General features: G+C 73.7%; 22 protein-coding genes. 5 read left to right on the forward strand and 17 right to left on the reverse strand.

Annotation, left to right across the window (positions count from 1 at the left end; translation table 11 throughout):
* The gene (locus O7604_RS02065; protein WP_281578707.1) at window positions 1–1,224 is read right to left on the reverse strand and encodes a crosslink repair DNA glycosylase YcaQ family protein; all 1,224 of its coding nucleotides are present in this window, start codon (window positions 1,222–1,224) and stop codon (window positions 1–3) included.
* 79 nt (window positions 1,225–1,303) lie between these two features.
* Between O7604_RS02065 and O7604_RS02070 the strand changes: the two genes are divergently transcribed.
* Entirely contained in the window at window positions 1,304–1,849 is a 546-nt protein-coding gene (locus O7604_RS02070) for a GNAT family N-acetyltransferase (protein WP_269701334.1), read from the forward strand.
* On the opposite strand, the gene O7604_RS02075 is transcribed toward O7604_RS02070, so the two are convergent.
* Window positions 1,754–3,058, reverse strand: coding sequence for a glycosyltransferase family 87 protein (locus O7604_RS02075; protein WP_281578708.1), 1,305 nt, complete (start codon window positions 3,056–3,058; stop codon window positions 1,754–1,756). The two genes, O7604_RS02070 and O7604_RS02075, sit on opposite strands and share 96 nt — an antisense overlap.
* Window positions 3,059–3,093: 35 nt before the next feature.
* On the opposite strand from O7604_RS02075, the gene O7604_RS02080 reads away from it, so the two are divergent.
* Complete coding sequence (locus O7604_RS02080) at window positions 3,094–3,687, forward strand: GNAT family N-acetyltransferase (protein WP_269701337.1); 594 nt, start codon at window positions 3,094–3,096, stop codon at window positions 3,685–3,687.
* Between the two features lie 171 nt (window positions 3,688–3,858).
* On the opposite strand, the gene O7604_RS02085 is transcribed toward O7604_RS02080, so the two are convergent.
* The 7 genes from O7604_RS02085 to truB form a co-directional block, all read right to left on the reverse strand.
* The gene (locus O7604_RS02085; RefSeq protein ID WP_269701340.1) at window positions 3,859–4,326 is read right to left on the reverse strand and encodes a GNAT family N-acetyltransferase; all 468 of its coding nucleotides are present in this window, start codon (window positions 4,324–4,326) and stop codon (window positions 3,859–3,861) included.
* 20 nt (window positions 4,327–4,346) lie between these two features.
* Window positions 4,347–5,108, reverse strand: a complete 762-nt coding sequence (gene dapB, locus O7604_RS02090) for a 4-hydroxy-tetrahydrodipicolinate reductase (RefSeq protein ID WP_281578709.1) — start codon at window positions 5,106–5,108, stop codon at window positions 4,347–4,349.
* Window positions 5,109–5,162: 54 nt separating this feature from the next.
* Window positions 5,163–6,530 (reverse strand): pitrilysin family protein, encoded by a 1,368-nt coding sequence (locus O7604_RS02095; protein ID WP_281578710.1) that lies wholly within the window; start codon window positions 6,528–6,530, stop codon window positions 5,163–5,165.
* Between the two features lie 121 nt (window positions 6,531–6,651).
* Entirely contained in the window at window positions 6,652–9,027 is a 2,376-nt protein-coding gene (locus tag O7604_RS02100) for a polyribonucleotide nucleotidyltransferase (protein ID WP_281578711.1), read from the reverse strand.
* 220 nt (window positions 9,028–9,247) lie between these two features.
* Window positions 9,248–9,517, reverse strand: a complete 270-nt coding sequence (gene rpsO / locus O7604_RS02105) for a 30S ribosomal protein S15 (protein WP_013284678.1) — start codon at window positions 9,515–9,517, stop codon at window positions 9,248–9,250.
* A gap of 182 nt (window positions 9,518–9,699) precedes the next feature.
* On the reverse strand, window positions 9,700–10,626 hold the full coding sequence (locus O7604_RS02110; protein WP_281578712.1) for a bifunctional riboflavin kinase/FAD synthetase: 927 nt from the start codon (window positions 10,624–10,626) through the stop codon (window positions 9,700–9,702).
* Window positions 10,627–10,658: 32 nt separating this feature from the next.
* Window positions 10,659–11,543 (reverse strand): tRNA pseudouridine(55) synthase TruB, encoded by an 885-nt coding sequence (gene truB / locus O7604_RS02115; RefSeq protein ID WP_281578713.1) that lies wholly within the window; start codon window positions 11,541–11,543, stop codon window positions 10,659–10,661.
* Window positions 11,544–11,651: 108 nt separating this feature from the next.
* On the opposite strand from truB, the gene O7604_RS02120 reads away from it, so the two are divergent.
* The 3 genes from O7604_RS02120 (at window position 11,652) to O7604_RS02130 (ending at window position 14,008) form a co-directional block, all read left to right on the forward strand.
* Window positions 11,652–12,647: a hypothetical protein gene (locus tag O7604_RS02120; protein WP_281578714.1), complete on the forward strand. Its 996-nt coding sequence runs from the start codon at window positions 11,652–11,654 to the stop codon at window positions 12,645–12,647.
* 41 nt (window positions 12,648–12,688) lie between these two features.
* Entirely contained in the window at window positions 12,689–12,982 is a 294-nt protein-coding gene (locus O7604_RS02125; RefSeq protein WP_269701357.1) for a hypothetical protein, read from the forward strand.
* Window positions 12,983–13,066: 84 nt separating this feature from the next.
* Entirely contained in the window at window positions 13,067–14,008 is a 942-nt protein-coding gene (locus tag O7604_RS02130) for a hypothetical protein (protein WP_281578715.1), read from the forward strand.
* Between the two features lie 6 nt (window positions 14,009–14,014).
* Here the strand turns inward: O7604_RS02130 and O7604_RS02135 are convergent, their stop codons facing one another.
* From O7604_RS02135 to O7604_RS02170, 8 genes are all read right to left on the reverse strand, one after another.
* The gene (locus O7604_RS02135; RefSeq protein WP_281578716.1) at window positions 14,015–15,334 is read right to left on the reverse strand and encodes an MATE family efflux transporter; all 1,320 of its coding nucleotides are present in this window, start codon (window positions 15,332–15,334) and stop codon (window positions 14,015–14,017) included.
* 47 nt (window positions 15,335–15,381) lie between these two features.
* On the reverse strand, window positions 15,382–15,891 hold the full coding sequence (locus tag O7604_RS02140) for an adenylate kinase (RefSeq protein WP_281578717.1): 510 nt from the start codon (window positions 15,889–15,891) through the stop codon (window positions 15,382–15,384).
* 532 nt (window positions 15,892–16,423) lie between these two features.
* Window positions 16,424–16,633: a DUF6186 family protein gene (locus O7604_RS02145; RefSeq protein ID WP_175438725.1), complete on the reverse strand. Its 210-nt coding sequence runs from the start codon at window positions 16,631–16,633 to the stop codon at window positions 16,424–16,426.
* Window positions 16,633–17,040 (reverse strand): hypothetical protein, encoded by a 408-nt coding sequence (locus O7604_RS02150; RefSeq protein ID WP_281578718.1) that lies wholly within the window; start codon window positions 17,038–17,040, stop codon window positions 16,633–16,635. Before O7604_RS02150 ends, O7604_RS02145 begins: the two co-directional genes overlap by 1 nt.
* Before the next feature lie 143 nt (window positions 17,041–17,183).
* A complete protein-coding gene (locus O7604_RS02155; protein WP_281578719.1) occupies window positions 17,184–18,200 on the reverse strand; it encodes a bifunctional oligoribonuclease/PAP phosphatase NrnA in 1,017 nt (338 codons plus the stop codon).
* Window positions 18,197–18,682 carry a 30S ribosome-binding factor RbfA gene (gene rbfA / locus O7604_RS02160; RefSeq protein ID WP_281578720.1) on the reverse strand — a complete coding sequence of 162 codons (486 nt, stop codon included), beginning with the start codon at window positions 18,680–18,682 and terminating at the stop codon, window positions 18,197–18,199. The genes O7604_RS02155 and rbfA overlap by 4 nt, the downstream gene beginning before the upstream one ends.
* Window positions 18,683–18,863: 181 nt before the next feature.
* Window positions 18,864–19,157, reverse strand: a complete 294-nt coding sequence (locus O7604_RS02165; RefSeq protein ID WP_013284668.1) for a DUF503 domain-containing protein — start codon at window positions 19,155–19,157, stop codon at window positions 18,864–18,866.
* A gap of 41 nt (window positions 19,158–19,198) precedes the next feature.
* The gene (locus O7604_RS02170) at window positions 19,199–20,242 is read right to left on the reverse strand and encodes an SAM-dependent methyltransferase (protein ID WP_281578721.1); all 1,044 of its coding nucleotides are present in this window, start codon (window positions 20,240–20,242) and stop codon (window positions 19,199–19,201) included.
* Between the last annotated feature and the right edge of the window lie 19 nt (window positions 20,243–20,261).

The raw sequence follows: 20,261 nt of genomic DNA on the forward strand, positions 1-20,261 counted from the left end.
TCACCGTACACCGGCCACGCCCACCAGCGCGGCGGCCAGCGGCCCCGCCAGGTCGCCCGCGGCGGGCGGGGCGACCGCGTCCAGACCGAGCCAGCCGGCCAGCCGGTACAGCTCGGCGGCGAGCGCCACGGCGGTCTCCCCCGGATCGGCGCCCGGCTCGACCCAGGCGGCGGGCACCAGCAGCGCCCCGGCCTTCCGGTCGGCCTTCAGGTCGACCCGGGCGGTGAAGCGCTCGCCCTGGCGGAACGGCAGCACGTAGTAGCCGTAGACCCGCTGCGGCGCCGGCACGTAGATCTCGATCCGGTAGGTGAAGCCGAACAGCCGCTCGGTGCGCCCTCGCTCCCAGACCAGCGGGTCGAACGGGCTGACCAGTGTGTTGCCGCGCACCCAGCGGGGCAGCCGGGCGTCGGCGTGCAGGTAGGCGGGGTGCCGCCAGCCCTGCACGGTGACCGGGGTCAGCTCGCCCGCCTCGACCAGCTCGGCCACCGCCTGCCGCGCCCCGGCGACCGGGAGCCGGAAGTAGTCGCGCAGCTCCGGCTCGGCGGCCACACCCAGCGAGCGGGCGGCGATCGAGACGAGCGACCGGTACGCCTCGGCGTCGCTCGGGGTGGGCGCGTCCAGCACGGCGGCCGGAAGCACCCGCTCGGGCAGGTCGTAGCGGCGGGCAAACGAGTTGGTGCGGTCGGCGGCGGTGACCTCGCCGGCCCAGAACAGGAACTCCAGGGCCCGCTTCACGACGGACCAGTTCCAGCCCCAGTTGCCGGTCTCGCGAGGCGCGTCGTGCTCGATCTCGGCCGCGGTCAGCGGGCCCCGGGCGGCCACCTCGTCGCGGACCCAGGCGATCAGCCCGGGCTGCTCCTCGGCGATCCGGCGCATGCCGCCCCACGCCTCGTCGCGGGCCTTCGCCATCCGCCAGCGCAACGCCGGATGCAGGCCCACCGGCACCAGCGACGCCTCGTGCGCCCAGTATTCGAACAGCTCACGCGGGCGGCGGTAGGCGGCGGTGTCGAGCAGGGCGGTCGGGTAGGGCCCGAGCCGGCTGTAGAGCGGCAGGTAGTGCGCCCGCTGGAGCACGTTCACCGAATCCATCTGGATCAGCCCGACCCGGTCGAGCACCCGGCGCAGATGCCGCCGGGTGGGCACGCCGGTGGGCGCCGGGTCGGCGAAGCCCTGGGCGGCCAGGGTGATCCGGCGGGCCTGGGCGAGGGAGAGCGATTCGGCCATCGTCGGCGACCCTAATCCAGCGGTACGACACCGGGAGCGGCGGCTGGACCGATCGCCCGCCGGGGCATAGAACGGACAGGTGCTCACCATTCGCCGGGAGGAACCGGACGACGCCGAAGCGATCGCCCGGGTGCACGTCCACGGCTGGCAGGCCGGTTACGCGGGGATCATGCCCGCGGAGGTGCTGACCCGGCTGAACCCGCGCGCCTGGGCGCAGCGCCGCCGCGACCTCGGCACCGCCGACCCGGAGCACCCGTTCACCACGCTCGTCGCCGAGGACGACGGCACGATCGTCGGGTTCACCACGTTCGGGCCGTACCGGAACAACCAGGACCGCGGCGACCTCGACCCGGCGCACGGCGAGCTGGTGGCGATCTACGTGGAGCCGGCGCACTGGGGCTCGGGCACCGCGCGGACGCTGCTCGCGGCGGCCCGCGACGGCCTGGCCGAGCGGGGCTGGACGGAATACCGGCTCTGGGTGCTCGCCGACAACGCCCGCGCCCGCCGCTTCTACGAGCGGGCCGGGCACTCACCGGACGGCGAGGAGTCCACCTACGCGGTGCCGCTGTCCGGCGGCCTCGCCCCGATCCTGCTCCGCGAGCTGCGGTACACCACCGGAGGCTGACCCGGCCGGGAGATCGTCGCCGCGCCGCTCGCCGTCGATGGGTGTGAGCCAGCGGCGGATCGGTAGCCCGAGCAGCAACGCCAGGCTGATCCACACGTACGTGTTGCTGCCGAGGAAGCCGTCCACGCCGGTGAAGTCCTTCTCCCAGGACCAGACGATCCGGCTGCACAGCAGCGCGTACCCGATCACCGCGGCGGCCAGCAACAGACGGCGCCGGCGGCTGCGCGCGGGCGCCGCCATGCCGTTGTCGACGAGCAGGATCAGCCCGGGCAGCAGCCAGACCAGGTGGTGCACCCAGGTCACCGGGCTGACCAGGCACATCACCGCGCCGGTCAGGGCCAGGCCGGTGGCCTCGTCGCCGGCGGCCACCGCCGCCCGCGACCGCCACCCCCAGATCACGAGCGTCACGAGTACGAGCAGCAGCCACGCGATCGTGCTGGGGTGCTGCGGGTCGAGCCGGGCCACCACCCCGCGCAGCGACTGGTTGGAGACGAACGCCAGCTCGCCGACCCGGTCGGTGTTCCACAGCGCCTCGGTCCAGAACTCCCGGGAGGCGTCAGGGAAGAGGCCGGCGGCCACCAGCGTGGCGACCGCGGCGGTGCCGACAGTGGTCAGGGCGGCCCGCCAGCGGCCGGTGACCAGCAGGTAGACGATGAAGATGCCGGGCGTCAGCTTGATCGCGGTGGCCAGGCCGATGCCCACGCCCGCCCAGCGGCTGCGCGCCGGCAGCAGCCACAGCAGGTCCACCGCCACCAGGAACAGCAGCAGCATGTTGACCTGGCCGAAGTTGACCGTCTCCCGCATCGGCTCGTACGCGGCGGCCAGGCAGAGCGCGACCGCGAGCGCGAACCAGCGGGTCCAGCCGGAGCGGCGGGCCACCGGGTCCAGCAGCCGCCAGATCACCACGGCGCTCGTCACCACCGTCAGGGTCACGCTCACCACGATCGCCGCGTTCCACGGCAGGTACGCCATCGGCAGCATCACCAGCGCGGCGAACGGCGGGTAGGTGAAGCCGTACTGCGTGCCGGAGCGCAGGAAGTCGTAGATCTCCCCGCCGTCACGCGCCCAGTAGGTCAGCGCGCCGTAGTAGACCTGCAGGTCGAAGAAGCCGTGCCGGACCGCCGCCACGGAGAGGAACACGGTGACTGCCGCGGCGAGCGCCACCACGGCGACGACCTGCGCGACCGTGCGCGCGGCACCCTGCGCCACCGTCACCCTCCTCGCCCTGCGTAGGCTCACGTGCCATGGCTGCAGGCTACGTCCGGCCCGCGCGTCCTGAGGACGCCGGCGAGATCGCACGCATCCAGCTCGCGACCTGGCGGGTCGCGTACCGCCGGATCCTGCCACGGCACGTGCTCGACAACCTCGACGAGGCGTACCTCGCGCGGCGGTGGAGTGCGGCGGTGCAGGAGCCGCCCTCGGGCGCGCACCGGGTGCTGGTCGCCGTCGAACAGGCGGCGCAATCCTATCTGGTGGGGTTCGTCGCCTCCGGTCCGGCCGACGCGGACGCGCTCGCTCCCGGCGAGCCGGCCGAGGCGCTCGGCTCGGACGTCGCGGCGGTGACGGACCTGCTGGTCGAGCCCCGGTGGGGGCGGCGCGGGCACGGCAGCCGGCTGCTCGCCGCGGCTGTCGAGCACTGGCGCGGCGACGGGCTGACCCGGGCGGTCGCGTGGGCGTTCGACGCCGACGCGGCGACCCGGAAGTTCCTCGGCTCGACCGGCTGGGAGCCGGACGGGGCGACCCGCGCGCTGGACGTGGACGACATGCTGGTCCCCCAGCTCCGCTTCCACGTGGCGACCCCGGAGTCCGCTGACGAAAACCTCTCAGCCGACCGATGAGTTCCCGTCCGGCCGCCGGTCCACCCTCACGTGGGTGGGCCGGCGGTCCCGGCACGGGGCAGGACCGCCACCCCACCCCACCGTGATCGCGTCGATCATGAAGTTGGCGGCCTTGTCGATCTCCCCATCTGCCGCCAACCTCATGATCGACCGGGAACAGGGTCCCGGGGGTCAGGCGGGGCGGAGTTCGGCGACCAGTTCGTCGTCCTCCATGGCGCCGGTGGGGTGGAAACCCAGCGCGGTGTAGAGGGCGGCGGCGGGCTTGTTGTCGGGGTGGTAGCTCAGGCGGATCGGCTCGCCCGCCTCGGCGAGCCGGTCCGCGAGCGTCCGCACCGTGGCGCGGCCCAGGCCCCGGCCCTGCTCGGCGGCGTCGATCACCATGCCGCCGATCCAGCGCGACCCGTCGTCGTCCACGCCCCACATGACGTGGCCGACGACCGTCTCGTCGGCGTACACCGCGAGCGAGTTCCAGACCTCCGAGCGCTCGGTGAGGAGCAGGTAGCGGGCGGCCAGCGCGGCCACGAAGGCACGCTGGTCGTCGTGCGGCGCGACGTCCGCGACGGCCCGCCAGTTGTCGTCGTCCACCGGCCGCAGCGTCACCCGGCGGCCGGCGCGGTCGGAATGCCCGGAATCGATCATGAGCAGAGGGTACGCCCAGGTCAGTCGAGCAGGGCGTCCAGACCGACTGTGAGACCGGGCCGGCGACCCACCTCCCGGACCGCGAGCAGCACGCCGGGCATGAACGACACCCGGTCGTACGAGTCGTGCCGGATGGTCAGCGTCTCGCCAGTGGTGCCGAACAGCACCTCCTGGTGGGCGACCAGGCCGGTGGCGCGTACCGCGTGCACGCGTACCCCGTCGATGTCGGCACCGCGGGCGCCGGCCACCTCGTCGCGGGTGGCGTCCGGCGCGGGCCCCAGGCCGGCGTCGGCGCGGGCCGCGGCGATCAGCCGGGCGGTGTGGGTGGCGGTCCCGCTCGGCGCGTCCAGCTTGCGCGGGTGGTGCTGCTCGACGATCTCGACCGACTCGAAGTAGCGGGCGGCGCGCGCCGCGAACTGCATCATCAGCACCGCGCCGATGCCGAAGTTGGGGGCGATCACCACGCCCAGCCCGGGCCGGTCGTCGAGCCAGCCCCGCACCTGCGCGAGCCGCTGCTCGGTGAATCCGGTGGTGCCGACCACCGCGTGCACGCCGTTCTCGACGCACCAGCGCAGGTTGTCCATGACCGCGTCGGGGGTGGTGAAGTCGACGACCACCCCGGCGCCCGCCTGCGCCACCGCGTCCAGGTCGTCGCCCTGGTCGACGGCCGCTACCAGCTCCAGGTCGGCGGCGGAGTCGACCGCCTTGCAGACCTCCATGCCCATCCGGCCCCGCGCGCCCAGCACACCGACCCGGGCCGCCGTCCTCTGCTGCTCAGTCACGGGCCACAACCTATCCCAGCGCCCGGCGTGCGGTCCGGCGGACCGGCAGGCCGCTCAGCCCGTGACCGTGAAGCTGCCGGAGTCGAACGGGCCGACCACCGCCAGGGACATCGGCCGTCCGAGCAGGTCGGCGGCGAGCGCGTTCACGTCGTCGAGCGTCACGGCGTCCACCCGGGACAGCAGGTCGTCCACCGGCATCAGGTTGCCGTAGAGCAGCTCGCCCTTGGCGAGCCGGCTCATCCGCGAGCCGGTGTCCTCCAGCCCGAGCACGAACGAGCCCTTGCTCATCCCCTTGCCGCGGGTCAGTTCCGCCTCGGTGATCCCCTCGGCGGCCACCCGCGCCAGCCCCGCACGGGTCAGGTCCAGCACCTCGTCCACCTTGCCCGGCGCACAACCGGCGTAGACGGCGAACACGCCGCTGTCGGCGTACTGGCTGGCGTAGGAGTAGACCGAGTACGCCAGGCCCCGCTGTTCCCGGATCTCCTGAAACAGCCGGCTGGACATGCCGCCGCCGAGCACGTTGTTCAGTACGCCGAGGGCGAACCGCCGGTCGTCGGTGCGGTCGATCCCCGGGCAGCCGAGGATGACGTGCGCCTGCTCGGTCTCCTTCGGCTCGACGAGCGTGGTGGCCGGCTTCGTGCGTACCGCCGGGGTGGCCGACCGGTGCGGCGCGGGCGACGCCGGGTCGGTGTCCAGCGGGGTGCCGCGCAGCGCCTGCCGGACCAGCTTGACCACGGCGGCGTGGTCGAGGTTGCCGGCGGCGGCGATCACGATCTGCGGCGCGGTGTAGCGGCGGCGGTAGAAGCTCTGGATCTGCCGCCGGGTCATCGGCGTGACCGTCTCCTCCGTGCCGGAGATGAGCCGGCCCAGCGGGTGGTCGCCGTAGACGGCGCGGGCGAACAGGTCGTGCACCTCGTCGCCGGGCTCGTCGTCGTGCATGGCGATCTCTTCGAGGATGACGCCGCGTTCGGTCTCCACGTCCGCGGGGGCCAGCACCGAGTCGGCGACCAGGTCGCACATGACGTCGATGGCCAGCGGCAGGTCCTCGTCCAGCACCCGCGCGTAGTAGCAGGTGTATTCCTTCGTGGTGAAGGCGTTCGTCTCGCCGCCCACGGCCTCGATCTGCGCCGAGATCTCCAGCGCGCTGCGCTTGTTGGTGCCCTTGAACAGCAGGTGCTCCAGGAAGTGCGCGGCACCGGCCTGCGTGCCGGTCTCGTCGCGCGAGCCGACCGCCACCCAGATGCCGAACGACACGCTGCGCATCGCCGGGATCGCCTCGGTGAGCACCCGCAGCCCGCTGGGCAGCACGGTACGGCGGACGGTGCCGCCGAGCGGGTCGTCGCTGAGCGTACGGGTGACCGCGCGGGCCGCCGAGCCGATCGGCGCCACCCCCCGTCCCGTCGAGGCGCCTGACGAACTCACGAGAACCTGCTCTCCGGATGACGAGGAACGGCGGGACGTACGACGGCTCCAGCTCGCGCGGGCGACCTGGAGCCGTGGGCCGGCCCGGGTGACGCGGACGTCACCCGGGCCGGTCGGTGAATCAGCTGTGCCGGGTCCGGCGGCGCGGACGGGACTCGCCGCCGCCCTCGCCACCCTCGGAGCGGCGCTCGCCACCCTCGGAGCGGCGCTCGCCACGGTCACCACGGTCGCCCCGGTCACGCGGGCCACGGTCGCCGCCGCGGTCCCGGCCCGACGGACGGTCGCCGCCACCGGCCGCGCCCTCGGCCGGCGCCTCGGCGCCCTCCGGGCGGATCTTGTCCAGGTAGATCTTGCCGCGGGCGTCGATGTCCGCGATCTCCACCTCGACCTTGTCGCCGACGTTGAGGTAGTCCTCGACCTTCTCGACCCGCTTGCCGTCGCCCACCTTGGAGATGTGCAGCAGGCCGTCGCGGCCCGGCAGCAGCGAGATGAAGGCGCCGAACGCGGCGGTCTTCACCACGGTGCCGAGGAACCGCTCGCCGACCTTGGGCAGCGTCGGGTTGGCGATCCCGTTGATCCGGTCCACAGCGGCCTGGGCCGCCGGCCCGTTGGTCGCGCCGACGTAGATCGTGCCGTCGTCCTCGATGGAGATCTCGGCGCCGGTCTCGTCCTGGATCGCGTTGATGGTCTGGCCCTTCGGGCCGATCACCATGCCGATCTTGTCGACCGGGATCTTCACGGTGGTGACCCGCGGCGCGTAGTCCGACATCTCGGCCGGCGCCTCGATGGCCCGCTGCATCACGTCGAGGATGGTCTGCCGGGCCTCGTGCGCCTGCTGCAGCGCGGCGGCCAGGACGTCCGACGGGATGCCGTCCAGCTTGGTGTCGAGCTGCAGCGCGGTGACGAAGTCACGGGTGCCGGCGACCTTGAAGTCCATGTCGCCGAACGCGTCCTCGGCGCCGAGGATGTCGGTCAGCGTCACGTACTGGGTCTTGCCGTCGACCTCGTCGGAGATGAGGCCCATGGCGATGCCGGCGACCGGCGCCTTCAGCGGCACACCGGCCGAGAGCAGGCCCAGCGTCGAGGCGCAGACCGAACCCATCGAGGTGGAGCCGTTGGAGCCGAGCGCCTCGGAGACCTGCCGGATGGCGTACGGGAACTCCTCGCGCGAGGGCAGCACCGGGAGCAGCGCCCGCTCGGCGAGCGCGCCGTGGCCGATCTCGCGCCGCTTCGGCGAGCCGACCCGGCCGGTCTCACCGGTCGAGTACGGCGGGAAGTTGTAGTTGTGCATGTAGCGCTTGCGGTTCTCCGGGGACAGCGTGTCCACCATCTGCTCCATGCGCAGCATGTTCAGCGTGGTGACGCCCAGGATCTGGGTCTCGCCGCGCTCGAACAGCGCCGAGCCGTGCACCCGCGGCAGCACGCCGACCTCGGCGGACAGCGGACGGATGTCACGCGGGCCGCGGCCGTCGATGCGGACCTGCTCGCGCAGCACCCGGTTGCGGACCTCGGACTTGGTCAGCGACCGGAACGCGGCGGACAGCTCCTTCTCGCGGCCCTCGAACCGGCCGGTCAGCTCCTCGGCGACCTTGGCCTTGATCCGGTCCAGGGCCTCCTCGCGGTCGGCCTTGCCGGCGATCTTCAGCGCCTCGGCGACCTCGGCGCGGGCCACCTCGGCCACCGCGTCGTACGCGTCGTCGGAGTAGTCAAGAAAGACCGGGAACTCGGCGACCGGCTTGGCGGCCACCTCGGCCAGCTCGCTCTGCGCACGGCACAGCTCGCGGATGGCCGGCTTGGCGGCCTCCAGGCCGCTGGCCACGATCTCCTCGGTCGGCGCGGTCGCGCCACCCGAGATCAGGGTCACGGCGTTCGGGGTGGCCTCGGCCTCGACCATCATGATCGCGACCTCGCCGTCCGGCAGGGTGCGGCCGGCCACGACCATGTCGAAGGTGGCCCGCTCGAGCTCCTCCAGCGTCGGGAAGGCGACCCACTGGCCGTCGACGTGCGCGACCCGGGTCGCGCCGATCGGGCCGGAGAACGGCAGGCCGGAGAGCTTGGTCGACATCGAGGCGGCATTGATCGCCACCACGTCGTACGGGTGCTGCGGGTCGAGCGCCAGCACCGTCTCGACGACCTGGACCTCGTTGCGCAGGCCCTTGACGAACGACGGGCGCAGCGGCCGGTCGATCAGCCGGCAGGTGAGGATGGCGTCCTCGCTGGGCCGGCCCTCGCGGCGGAAGAACGAGCCGGGGATGCGGCCCGCGGCGTACATCCGCTCCTCGACGTCCACGGTCAGCGGGAAGAAGTCGAACGACTCGCGCGGCTGCTTGCCGGCCGTGGTGGCGGAGAGGACGACCGTCTCGCCGAGCTGGGCGACGACGGAGCCGGCGGCCTGGCGGGCCAGACGGCCGGTGGAGAAGGTGATCTCACGGGTGCCGAAGGACCCGTTGTCGATCACCGCGGTGCGGGATTCGGTGCCGAGGTTGGTCTCGGTCATGTGCTGTGGTGCTCCTTCGCGTCGTCGGCCGACGACACGGGAACTGCTCAGGCGGCCGGTCTTCGATCGAAGCGCCCGGGGAGGCCGGCGTCGTGCCGGGGTTCCCGGGGGCCACTACCGGAGACCGGTGCTGACCGGCTCCCTCTTCGGGTGTCGCGCGGCCGGGTTCTTCGGTGGTACTGCAACGGGGGAGCAGCCAGGCGGCCACTCCCCCGTCAGGTCATCGGCGCAGGCCGAGCCGCTCGATGAGCGACCGGTAGCGGTTGATGTCCTTCTTCTGGACGTAGTTGAGCAGCCGGCGGCGCCGGCCGACCAGCAGCAGCAGCCCACGGCGGCTGTGGTGGTCGTGCTTGTGCACCTTCAGGTGCTCGGTGAGCTCCGCGATCCGCTTGGTCAGGACCGCGACCTGCACCTCGGGCGAGCCGGTGTCGCCCTCGGCGGTCGCGTACTCCTGGCGGATCTTGGCCTTGGCTTCCTGGTCGAGCGCCATGTTCTCCCTGTTTCGTGGGTCATTCGATGAGGTCCGGAGCGGTCGTGGTGACCGGTGCAACGGACCGGTTCCTCGCACCCGCGGCGTCGTGCAGGCACGCGAGGCCCCCGTCGGTCAGCCGACGTCTCCGTCAGCCTACCAGCCCTCGGGACGGACGGCCGGTCAAGGTCGCTCCGCGCGGGTCAGAGCACCGCCCGGCGGGTGCGCTCCACGTCCTCGGCGATCTGGGCCACCAGCGGTTCGACCGCGTCGTATGTCCGCTGCTCACGCAGGTGCGCCACGAAGTCCAGGGCCAGCCGCTCACCGTACAGGTCGCCGGTGAAGTCCAGCGCGTACGCCTCCACCCGCCGCTCCCGGCCGGAGAACGTCGGGTTGGTGCCGATCGACACCGCCGCCGCCAGCGGTTCCCCGTCACGGCGGACCAGACGGGCCGCGTACACGCCGTCGGCGGGCACCGCCGCGTACCTGTGGGTCAGCAGGTTGGCGGTGGGGTAACCCAGCTCACGTCCGCGCTGGTCGCCGCGGACCACCACGCCCTCCACCCGGTGCGGGCGGCCGAGCGCCGCCGCCGCCGCGCCCACGTCGCCCGCGTCGACGCAGGACCTGATGTACGTGGAGGAGAAGACCGTCCCCGCCTCGGCGACCAGCGGGGCCCCCTCGACGGCGAACCCGAAGGTGCGGCCCAGACGTTCCAGCAGCGGCACGTCCCCGGCCGCCCGGTGCCCGAACCGGAAGTTGTCCCCGACCACCACGAGCGCGGCGTGCAGGTGCTCGACCAGGACGTCGTGCACGAACGCCTCGGGTGGCAGCCGGGAGAACTCGACGGTGAACGGCACCACGCAGAGCACGTCCACGCCGAGCGCCTCGATCAGCTCGGCCTTGCGCGCCGGCTCGGTGAGCACCGCCGGGTGCGAGCCCGGGCGCACCACCTCGGCCGGGTGCGGGTCGAACGTCACCACCACCGACTTGACGCCCAGTTCCCGGGCCCGCGCCACGGCGTGACCGATGGTGGCCTGGTGCCCCCGGTGCACGCCGTCGAAGACGCCGATGGTGACCACCGAGCGTCCCCAGCCGCCGGGCGCCGCCTCGTACCCCCGCCACCGCTGCATGCCGTCTCCTCCCCTGTCCGCCCGCGCGCCGTTCAGGCCGGGGCCAGCACGATCTCCGCGCGGGCCCGACCGTCCCGCTCGCTGACGATAGCGATCAGCCCGCCCGCCGGGCCGAAGACGGCGTACGGCCCGGTGATCCCGGCCGGCGCCAGCGGCCCGCCGTGGGACAGCACCCGGGCCTCGTCGGCGGTGGCGTCCCGGCGCGGGAAGAACCGCTCGGCGGCGGCGTCCAGCGGCAGGTTCACCACGTCCGGCGCGCGCTCCTCGAGCTGGTCGAGCGTGGCCGCCTCGGCGAGCGTGAACCCGCCCACAGCGGTCCGGCGCAGCGCGGTGAGGTGACCGCCGACACCGAGGGCCGCGCCCGCGTCGCGGGCCAGCGCCCTGATGTACGTCCCGGACGAGCAGGTCACGTCCACGTCCACGTCCACCACGTCCGGGACGTCCCGGCGGATCTCCACCACGTCCAGCCGCGACACGGTGACCCGGCGGGCGGGCAGCTCGACCGCCTCACCGTCGCGGACCCGCTTGTACGCCCGCTGTCCATTGATCTTGATGGCGCTGACCGCGCTCGGCACCTGGTCGATCTCGCCGGTGAGCGCGGTGAGCGCGGCGCGTACCCCGTCGTCGGTGACCGCGCCGGCCGGGGTGGTGGCGACCACCTCGCCCTCGGCGTCGTCGGTGACAGTGGCCTGCCCCAGCCGGATCGTCGCGGCGTAGCTCTTGCCGGCGCCGATCACGTACGTGAGCAGCCGGGTCGCCCGGCCCACCCCGATCACCAGCACGCCGGTGGCCATCGGGTCCAGCGTGCCGCCGTGACCGACGCGGCGGGTACGGGCCAGCCGCCGGATGCGGGCCACGACGTCGTGCGACGTCATGCCGCCGGGTTTGTCGACCACGATCAGACCGTCTGTGCTCACGACCGCCAAGCCTGCCAGACGGCGCCGCTCCTCCCTGCGGGGGATACCGCCCTGCTTCGGCCGGGTGTCAAGATCGTGCGCCAGCGCCCCGTCTGCCCGGGAAGTCCGATGACCGATCACCGTTCCGCCTCCGATCCGTACGCCACCGATCGTCCGACGGAGGACGACCTGGGACGGGTGCCCGAGTGGCTGCGCCGGCCCGCGCCGGAGGTCGAGCCGGGCCGCGGCGACCGCCTGCGGATCGCGCTCGGCGGGCACTCCGGCAAGCTGCTCGGCGGCGTGGTCGTGCTGGCGCTGCTCGCCTTCTTCGGGCTCGTCGGGGGCGTCGGCTACCAGGGCTTCCAGCGCTGGCGCGAGCCGGCCGCCGAACACCCCACGGTCAGCCTGCCGGTCGGTGAGCAGGCCTCCTCGTCGGCCTCGCCGCCACCGGCCGCCGGTCCGTTCGACGGCACCCCGGCGTCCGCCTTCCCGGAGGGTACGGCGGGGATCGCGCTGCCCCGGGCCAAGCGGACCGGCGCGTTCAGCGAGAAGCAGGTGGCCGACGCGCTGACCAAGGTTCGCAAGGCCCTGGTGACCGCCCGGCTGGACCGCACGTTCTTCACCGCGAAGAACCCGGAGCGGCTGGTCCGCCAGTTCGCCCCGGACGCGCGGGCCGGCGTGCGCGACGACTTCCCCACCGGCGAGGCGAGCACCTACGCGACCCGGCTCGCCCCCGGCGCCCGGCTCACCGCCGACCAGCCCCGGGTCAAGGGCCGGATCAGCTACCGGGCGACGAAGGACCGGGACGGCATCCGCATCCTCGAGGTGACCACGAACTTCGTCTGGGCGTACGCCTTCTCCACCGCCCGCCCCGCCCCGGGCGCCGGCGTGGTGGTGGTCCACGACACGGTGAGGTGGAGCACCCCGCACCCGGCCGACGTGACCACCGGCTCCGTCGGTCTGTGGATCGAGCGGGCCGACTCGTACGCCTCCAACATCGACTGCGTCGCGCTGGACAAGGGGCTGCTCGCGCTCGGCAAGCCCTCGCTCGGCGGGCCGGCCGACCCGGACCCGGACGCTGTCTTCGACCCGGACAAGACAGTCGACCTGCCGGACACCTGCTGACCCGCCCGTCTCACCACACCGCCCTCGATGGGAGCCTTTCGATGAGCGACGCCCCGCCACCGCACCGTGCCCGGGTCGACCTGCCGGACTGGATGCGCAATCCGGAGCCGCCCCGCCGTACCCTCGGCCGCCGCCTGTCCGACCTGGTCGACGGCGTACCGGCGCTGGCGGCGGCGCGCCGCCGGATCTGGGCCTGGCAGGGCCGGACCCGATTCGGCGAGCGGCATCCCACGATGGCCGCGATCGGGTCGTTCGTGTTCGTCCTGGTGACCGCGACGCTGCTGGTCGTCGGCATGCTCTACCTCGCGTGGGCGATCCGGCAGGGCCGGATCTGACCGGCACGGAACGGGACAGCGGGATCGGCGGCCGGGTGCAATGATCATGCGCCCCCTGCCCCTGCGCCCCCTCTGGAACGCCGCATGAGCACCGAAGACGGGACCACCCCACCCGAGCCGGATCCCTACGCCGTCGCCTCCCGGGGCGAGGAGATCCGGCTGCCGAGCTGGATGACCGGCGCGGACACGCACGTCCCGCTGACCCGCGCCGAGCGCTTCCGCATGGTCTGGTCCCGGCAGCGCGGCAAGCGCCACGTCGCCTTCGTGGTGGTGCTCGCCCTGGTGCTGATCGGCGGCACGGCCGTGATCGGCCGGGTCACCGTCGATCGCGTACGGTCCGGCACCGCCGCCGCGGCCTCGGCCTCGGCCAGCCCGTCTCCGGTTCCGCTCAGCCGGGTGGGCGAGCCGCGCGACCTCTTCGCCGGCACACTCGGCGCGGACTTCGCGATCGGCGCGGCCGGGATCGTCCTGCCGCAGGCCACGGCGCGACCGCCGTTCACCGCCGGCCAGGTGGCCACGGCACTCGGCCAGGTCCGGGCCGCGCTGATCCAGGCCCGGCTCGACCTGTCCATGATCCTCGGCGACACGGAGCCGTTCCTGGCGCTGCTGGCGCCTGCCTCGCGCGCGCAGACGCGTACCGACTTCGAGGACTCGTCGTTCCTCAACTACGCCACCCGGATCGGCTCGCAGGACCGCGCCGACGAGATCCGGGTCCGGGGTGAGATGCGCTACCGGGCCGTCACCGGCGACGACGGCCGGCCGATCCTGCGGATCACCACCGAGTACGTCTGGATGTACGCGTTCGACGTGCCGCGGACGACGCCGGGCCGGGCCGGAATCGCCACCATCCGCGACCGGGTCGTCTGGGAGGTCCCCCACCCCGACGGGCTGCCGGCGGCGAAGCGCGGCCTCTGGCTCGTCTCGGCTCAGGCGAGCACGAGCAACGTCGACTGCGCGCGGCTGAGCGCGGGCTTCTTCGTGGTCGAGCCGTGGATGGGCGGCCCCGGTTCGTTCCAGCCCTGCTGACCGGCGTCAGCGCACCGCGCCGGTCACCGCCCACGCGCCCGAACGCACCCGCAGCAGCAGGCCGGCCAGCCGCAGCACCACGAACAGCATCAGCCCGGCCCAGATCCCGCCCAGCCCGAGCTCGAACGCGTAGGCCAGCCAGATCGCCGGCAGGAACCCGCCGAACGCGCACACGATGGTGAGGTTCCGCAGGTAGCGCACGTCGCCCGCGCCGATCAGCACCCCGTCGAGCGCGAACACCACGCCACCGATCGGCTGGAGCGCGACGAACCAGGGCCAGGCCGTCATGGCCTGCTCGCGTACCTGCGGATCGGAGCTGAACCACGACGGCACCACGCCGGCGCCAGCGGCGATGAGCACCGCGAAGGCCACGCCGCACAGCCCGCCGAGCAGCGCGACGCGGCGGGCCAGGAACCGCGCGCCGGCCGCGTCGCCGGCGCCGAGCGCGGCGCCGACGAGCGACTGCGCGGCGATGGCCAGGGCGTCGAGCACCAGCACCGTGAAGAACCACAGTTGCAGGGCGATCTGGTGCGCGCCGACCGCGGCGGCGCCGAACCGGGCCGCTACCGCTGTCGCGGACAGGAAGCTGGCCTGGAACGCGACACCACGCACGAGCAGGTCCCGGCTCAGCACGAGCTGCTGGCCGATCACCCGGGGCCGGGGCCGCAGCGAGACCCGCTCGCGCACCAGCGCGCCCGCGAACAGGACGCCGGAGAGCGTCTGCGCGATCGCGTTCGCCACCGCCGAGCCGACCAGGCCGAGCCCGGCCGGATAGACCAGCAGCGGGCAGAGCACCGCGGAGAGCAGGTTGGGGCCGAGCACGAACAGCAGCGGGCGGCGGGTGTCCTGGATGCCGCGCAGCCAGCCGTTGCCGGCGGCGGCGAGCAGCAGTCCGGGCGCGCCGAGCGCCGCGACCCGCAGCCATCCGGCGGCGGCGTCGGCCACCTCGCCGTGGCCGCCGACGAGGGTACGCGCCAGCGCGCCCCCGCCGATGCCGATGGCGACCGCCACCAGCACTCCGGTGGCCAGCGCGAGCCAGGACGCCTGCACGCCCTCGGCAACCGCGGCGGCCCGGTCCCCCGCTCCGAAGCGGCGGGCCGAGCGGCCCGTGGTGCCGTACGCGACCACGGTGCCGACCCAGGCGGTGAGCGTCATGACCGTGCCGCCGACCGCGAGCGCGGCCAGCGGCACCCGGCCCAGGTGACCGACCACGGCGGTGTCGACGAGGACGTACAGCGGCTCGGCGGCCAGCACCACGAGGGCGGGCAGCGCGAGTGCGGCGATCCGCCGCGGCGAGGCGGTGACGGGGGTGGCGGTGGTGCTCATCGCCGCCGATCCTGGCATGCGCCCAGTAAGGTCCGCAAGGCAGGGGGCTACTTACCCACACCGGCCAGGAAGCGGGCCGTGTCACGCCGCCCGCGCAGGCGGCGCACCGGCAGTGCCGGGGCGTGCTCGGCGAGCGCGGCGAAGACCCGGGGCCGGGAGTCACGGGGGTAGCGCCAGACGGAGGGCAGGAAGTCGAGATCGAGCCGCTCCGGGCAGCCCTCGGGCCGGTCGGGGCGGGGCGCCGCGCGATGTGCCCACCGGCGGCGGACGATCCGGACCAGGCAACGCGGCCGGGAGGTGTCGCAGAGCACCAGCAGGTCGGCGCGGGGCAACCGCAGGTCGAGGGTGCTCGCGTAGTTGCCGTCCATCACCCAGGCCGGGCGGGCGGCGAGCGCTGCCACCTCGGCGCGGAAGTCAGCCGGGGCCGACGCGGTCCAGCCGGGGCGCCAGTAGTGCCGGTCGAGGTGGATCAGGGGGAGGTCGAGTCGCCGGGCCAGTTCACCGGCGAGCGTGCTCTTGCCGGCGCCGGAGCTGCCGACCACGAGGATGCGTCGCACCGGGCGACGGTAGCGCGGAAGCGGGTTCCCGCGCGGCGGTGACGCCGGCGCCGGGCTGCGGGTGCGGCCCGGCCGGCGTCACCGCCGGACGGCGTACGTCACTGACGGGTGTCCATCGAGGTCTGCAGCGCGCGGCGCATCTGCTCGCGCGCCTCGTCGGTGGTGGTCTCGGTCTGCGGCTTGCGCTTGCTGGGCATCTGAGGTCCTTCCAGGGTGCGGACCACCGGGACGTGGCGGTCCTACGGGCGCCCGGCGCTCCGGATCGGCGCGACGACTGATCGCGCCGCGACCGGAAGTCGTCGGCGGCTGAGCGCCCGGCAGCGGTCCGGGATCACCGGAGCGGCTCGCCTGGCAGCGGGAGCCCGGGTCGGTCCGACCCTGGAGGGAGGCGACGCCGGGTGCGGCACCACCGCCCGTGACCAGCGCCGCGAAGCGCCGGTCCCGCACCCAAATTAACGTTCACTTTCCAGATACTGCCCACAGTTCCCGAAATGCGGAAGATCAACCTCGTCGTCCCGGCCCGGCGGGGCGGTCAGCGGGCCAGGAAGTGCCAGCCCAGCCACCACCAGAAACCGAACAGCCCGATCCGGCCGACCGGCACCGGGCCCACCTCGTACCGCATCACGAACGCGCAGACGTCGGCCAGCGACGGGATCCGCGAGCCCTCCCGGCGCGCGGCCCACTCGACGACGGCGAACAGCACGATCGAGACTCCGAACCCGCCGATCGCCAGTGCCCGCATCATCGGCGCACCAGTCCCCAGAACGCGGACAGCCACGCGAACCAGGCCGCCGAACGGACCAGGTTGTCCTCCAGCAGCGGATCGGCCAGCCGGGAGAGGGTGGGGAAGTCGTCGCCCGCCGCCGCCACGAACGTCGCCCCCTCGAAGACCCCGAAGACGGTCACCGGGACCAGCCACCACAGCGCGACCGACGGCAGCCGGCGCGGCGCCGGACGCCGGGGCACCCGGTTGCTCAGGCCGACCCAGATCAACCCCCCGCCGGTGGTGAGGATGTAGAGGTTCGCCGCGGTCGAGAAGGACGGCATCTGCCCCCCGACCAGGGACAGGCAGATCAGCACCGGCACGGAGACGACCGGCCGGTCCCAGGCCCGGGGCGCCTCGACGGTGAGCTCACGGGGATGATCCATCACCCGATTGTCCCCAGCGTCACGGACGGCGGAAAGCCCGGCACGCGTCGTGATCCCCGGAAATGCCGCCGATCGGCTCACACTTCAGATCGCCGCCGCACCTCGGCGCGGCAGAAATATCGGGGCAATTCCAGCCCGAAGGGCTAGAGCGTGCCGGTGGCCAGCTCGGCGCGGATCCGCCCGACCACCTCGTCGAGGGATCCCCGCCCGGTGAAGCCGGCCGCGAACCGGTGCCCGCCGCCGCCGAGCGCCACCGCCACCCGGCTCACGTCCACCGCGCCCTTGCTGCGCAGCGACACCGCCCACTCGGCCTCGCCGGCCTGCTTCACCACACAGCTCACGTCCGCCTCGGCGGTGCAGCGCACCGAGTCGATGAGCGCCTCCAGCACGTACGCGGGCTGCTCGTGGCGGATCAGGTCGTCGCGGGTCGCGTACGTCCAGACGAGGCCGTGCCCGGCGGCGGCCGCCGGTTCCAGCGTGGCCCGGCCGAGCACCTCGCCGAAGAGGCGGACGGCACCGAACGGGCGGGTGTCGAAGATCCGCCGGGAGATGTCCCCGGGCCGGATGCCGGTGGCCACCAGGCGCGCTGCCGTCTCGTGCACGGCCGGGGTGGTCGCCTCGAAGCGGAACGAGCCGGTGTCCGTGGTGAGCGCGACGTACAGCCCGGTCGCCATCTCCGCGTCCAGCATCACGCCGAGCCGGTCCAGCAGCTCCAGCGCGACCACGGAGGTCGCGGCGGCGTGCGGGTCGACCAGATTGATCCGGCCGAACCCGCTGTTCGAGGCGTGGTGGTCGAGCACGAGCGACGTGCCCGCCGTGTCCAGCCGGTCGACCAGGTCGCCCAGCCGGGACTCGCTCGCCGCGTCGAAGCAGATCACCAGGTCCGGAGCCGGGTACGCGTCGTCCTGCGGCACCAGCAGATCCATGCCGGGCATCCACCGGAACGGCTCGGGCACCTCCGGCGGGCCGGGGAAGGTGGCCTGGAGATCGCGGACACCGAGCCGGCGCAGGCCCAGCCCGAAGCCGAGCATGCTGCCCAGCGCGTCCCCGTCCGGGTTCACGTGGCAGATCAGCAGCACCCGCGCGCCGGCGGGAAGGTCGCGTACCGCCGCGACGGCGGACGCCCACGCGGTCTCGGTGGGCCCGGCGGCCTCGGTCACCGGCGGTCGCCGGCGCGCGGCTCGTCGTCGTCCTCGTCCTCGTTGTCGGCGGAGGCGTCCTCGTCGTCCTCGACCCGGTACGGCTGGGCCTCGCCCGCGTACGAGGCCTTCGCGGCCAGCCGCTGCACCTCGGCGTCGGCGGTACGCGCGGCGGCCAGCAGGTCGTCGATGTGCTTGACCTGGTCCTGCACGTCGTCGAGGACGAAGGTGAGCGTCGGCGAGTGCCGCAGCCCGAGCGCCTTGCCGACGGTGCTGCGCAGCATGCCCTTGGCGCTCTCCAGCGCGGCGGCGGTGCTCGCCTGGGCCGCCGCGTCTCCGAGCACCGTGTAGAAGACGGTGGCGTCGCGCAGGTCGGCGGTGATCCGGGCGTCGGTGATCGTGATCATGCCGAGCCGGGGGTCCTTGATCTGGCTGCGCACCACCGACGCGACGAGTTCCCGGATGCGCTCCGCGTGCCGGCGAACCTTTGCCTGATCCGTCATGTCCCCCACCTCCGGGATCACCTGTACCCATGACGACGCCGGATCATCATGCGACCCGGGCCGTCGGCCGGAGACGGCGGGCGCGTGGGCGCCGCCGGGTCCGACCGCCCAACGCTGAAGAACACTACCCGCGCCCGGCCGGGCGTCGCGCGGCACGGCCGGAGTGCGGCGCGACGCGCCGTCAGTCGTCCGCGCCGTGCAGGCGACGGCGTACCGACAGCAGCTCGGTCTCCGGACGGGCGGCGACCAGCCGCTCACAGGAGTCGAGCACCTCGCGGACGTGAGCCGGCTCGGCGGCCACCACCGCCACCCCGATCTCGGCCCGGCCGTGCAGGTCCAGCGCCCCCACCTCGGCGGCGGAGACCTCGAACTTGCGCAGCGCGGCGACGATCGGCCGGACGTAGGACCGCTTGGCCTTCAGGGACCGGGAGTCACCCGGGAGCAACAGGTCGAACAGTGCGGTTCCGGTATACACGGCGAGCAACGGTACGCCGGGCGGCCCGGACCGGCACGCGATTAAGGCGCGACCGCCACCAGCACGTCCCGCTCGATCGCCTGGTCGACCCGGTGCGCGAAGTCGCCGAAGCCGGGACCGTCGAGCACCCGCAGCCCCGCGTCGGTCAGCACCGCCTCCGCCTGCGCCCGCGGCGCGACGTGCGTGTTCCAGGACAGCCCGATCGCGCCACCCGGGCGCAGCAGCTCCCGCCACACCGGCACGGCGGCGGTGAGCAGCTCCAGCGGGCTGCGGGACAACCCCTGGCCGGTACGGCTGCCGTGCGCCACCCCGTACGGCGCGTCGGTGACGATCACGTCCGCGCAGCGGGCGCGCAACGCCTCGCGGGCCCGGGTGGTGTCGGTGTTGAGCACGGTGACGCGCTGGGTGGCCCCGGCCCGGTGCTCGTCCCGCGACGGTGCGACGACGGCCTCGAAGCGGCGGGCGACGAGCTTGCGGTCCCGGCGCACCGACGTCGACTCGGCGGTGTGCTTGAGGCGCTTGCGGCGCAGCCAGGTACGCAGGAACGCCGCGTACGCCTCCACGTCCTGACTGTCACGCTCGATGCCGATGCCGTCGTAGCCGTACATCAGCGCCTGGTTGAGCGTGGTGCCCCGGCCGCAGAGCGGGTCCAGCACCACCACCGGCCCGTCCAGCATCCGCGGCGCGGCGGCGGAGGCGAGCACCGTGACGTTGAGCAGCAGCCGGGTGAACTGCTCGTTGGTCTTGCCGGCGTACTTCGGGATGGTGATCAGGTCGGAGTCGTACCGGGCCAGCGGGCGCAGCGGCACCGGCCGCAACAGGTCGTCACCGACCCGTTCGAACAACGCGTACGCCGCCGACAGGTTCGCCAGGTGGGCCAGGTCCCGCTCGCCCAGCCCGGGCTCGGCGGTGGCGAACGTCAGGTACTCCACCCCGCCGATCCTCGTCACCTCCGCGTCGCCCGGTGCCACGCCCAGTACGCCGGAACCGGCGAACACGGCCAGTTCGGCACACGCGAGACGGGCCGCCGCGTCGGCGTAGACGCGGTTGGCGGAGGGGGCGAGGAGCAGCGCGTACCGGATCACGCCGGAAATTGTCGCAGCC

Source organism: Micromonospora sp. WMMA1947 (assembly GCF_027497355.1).
Taxonomy (GTDB): Bacteria; Actinomycetota; Actinomycetes; order Mycobacteriales; family Micromonosporaceae; genus Micromonospora.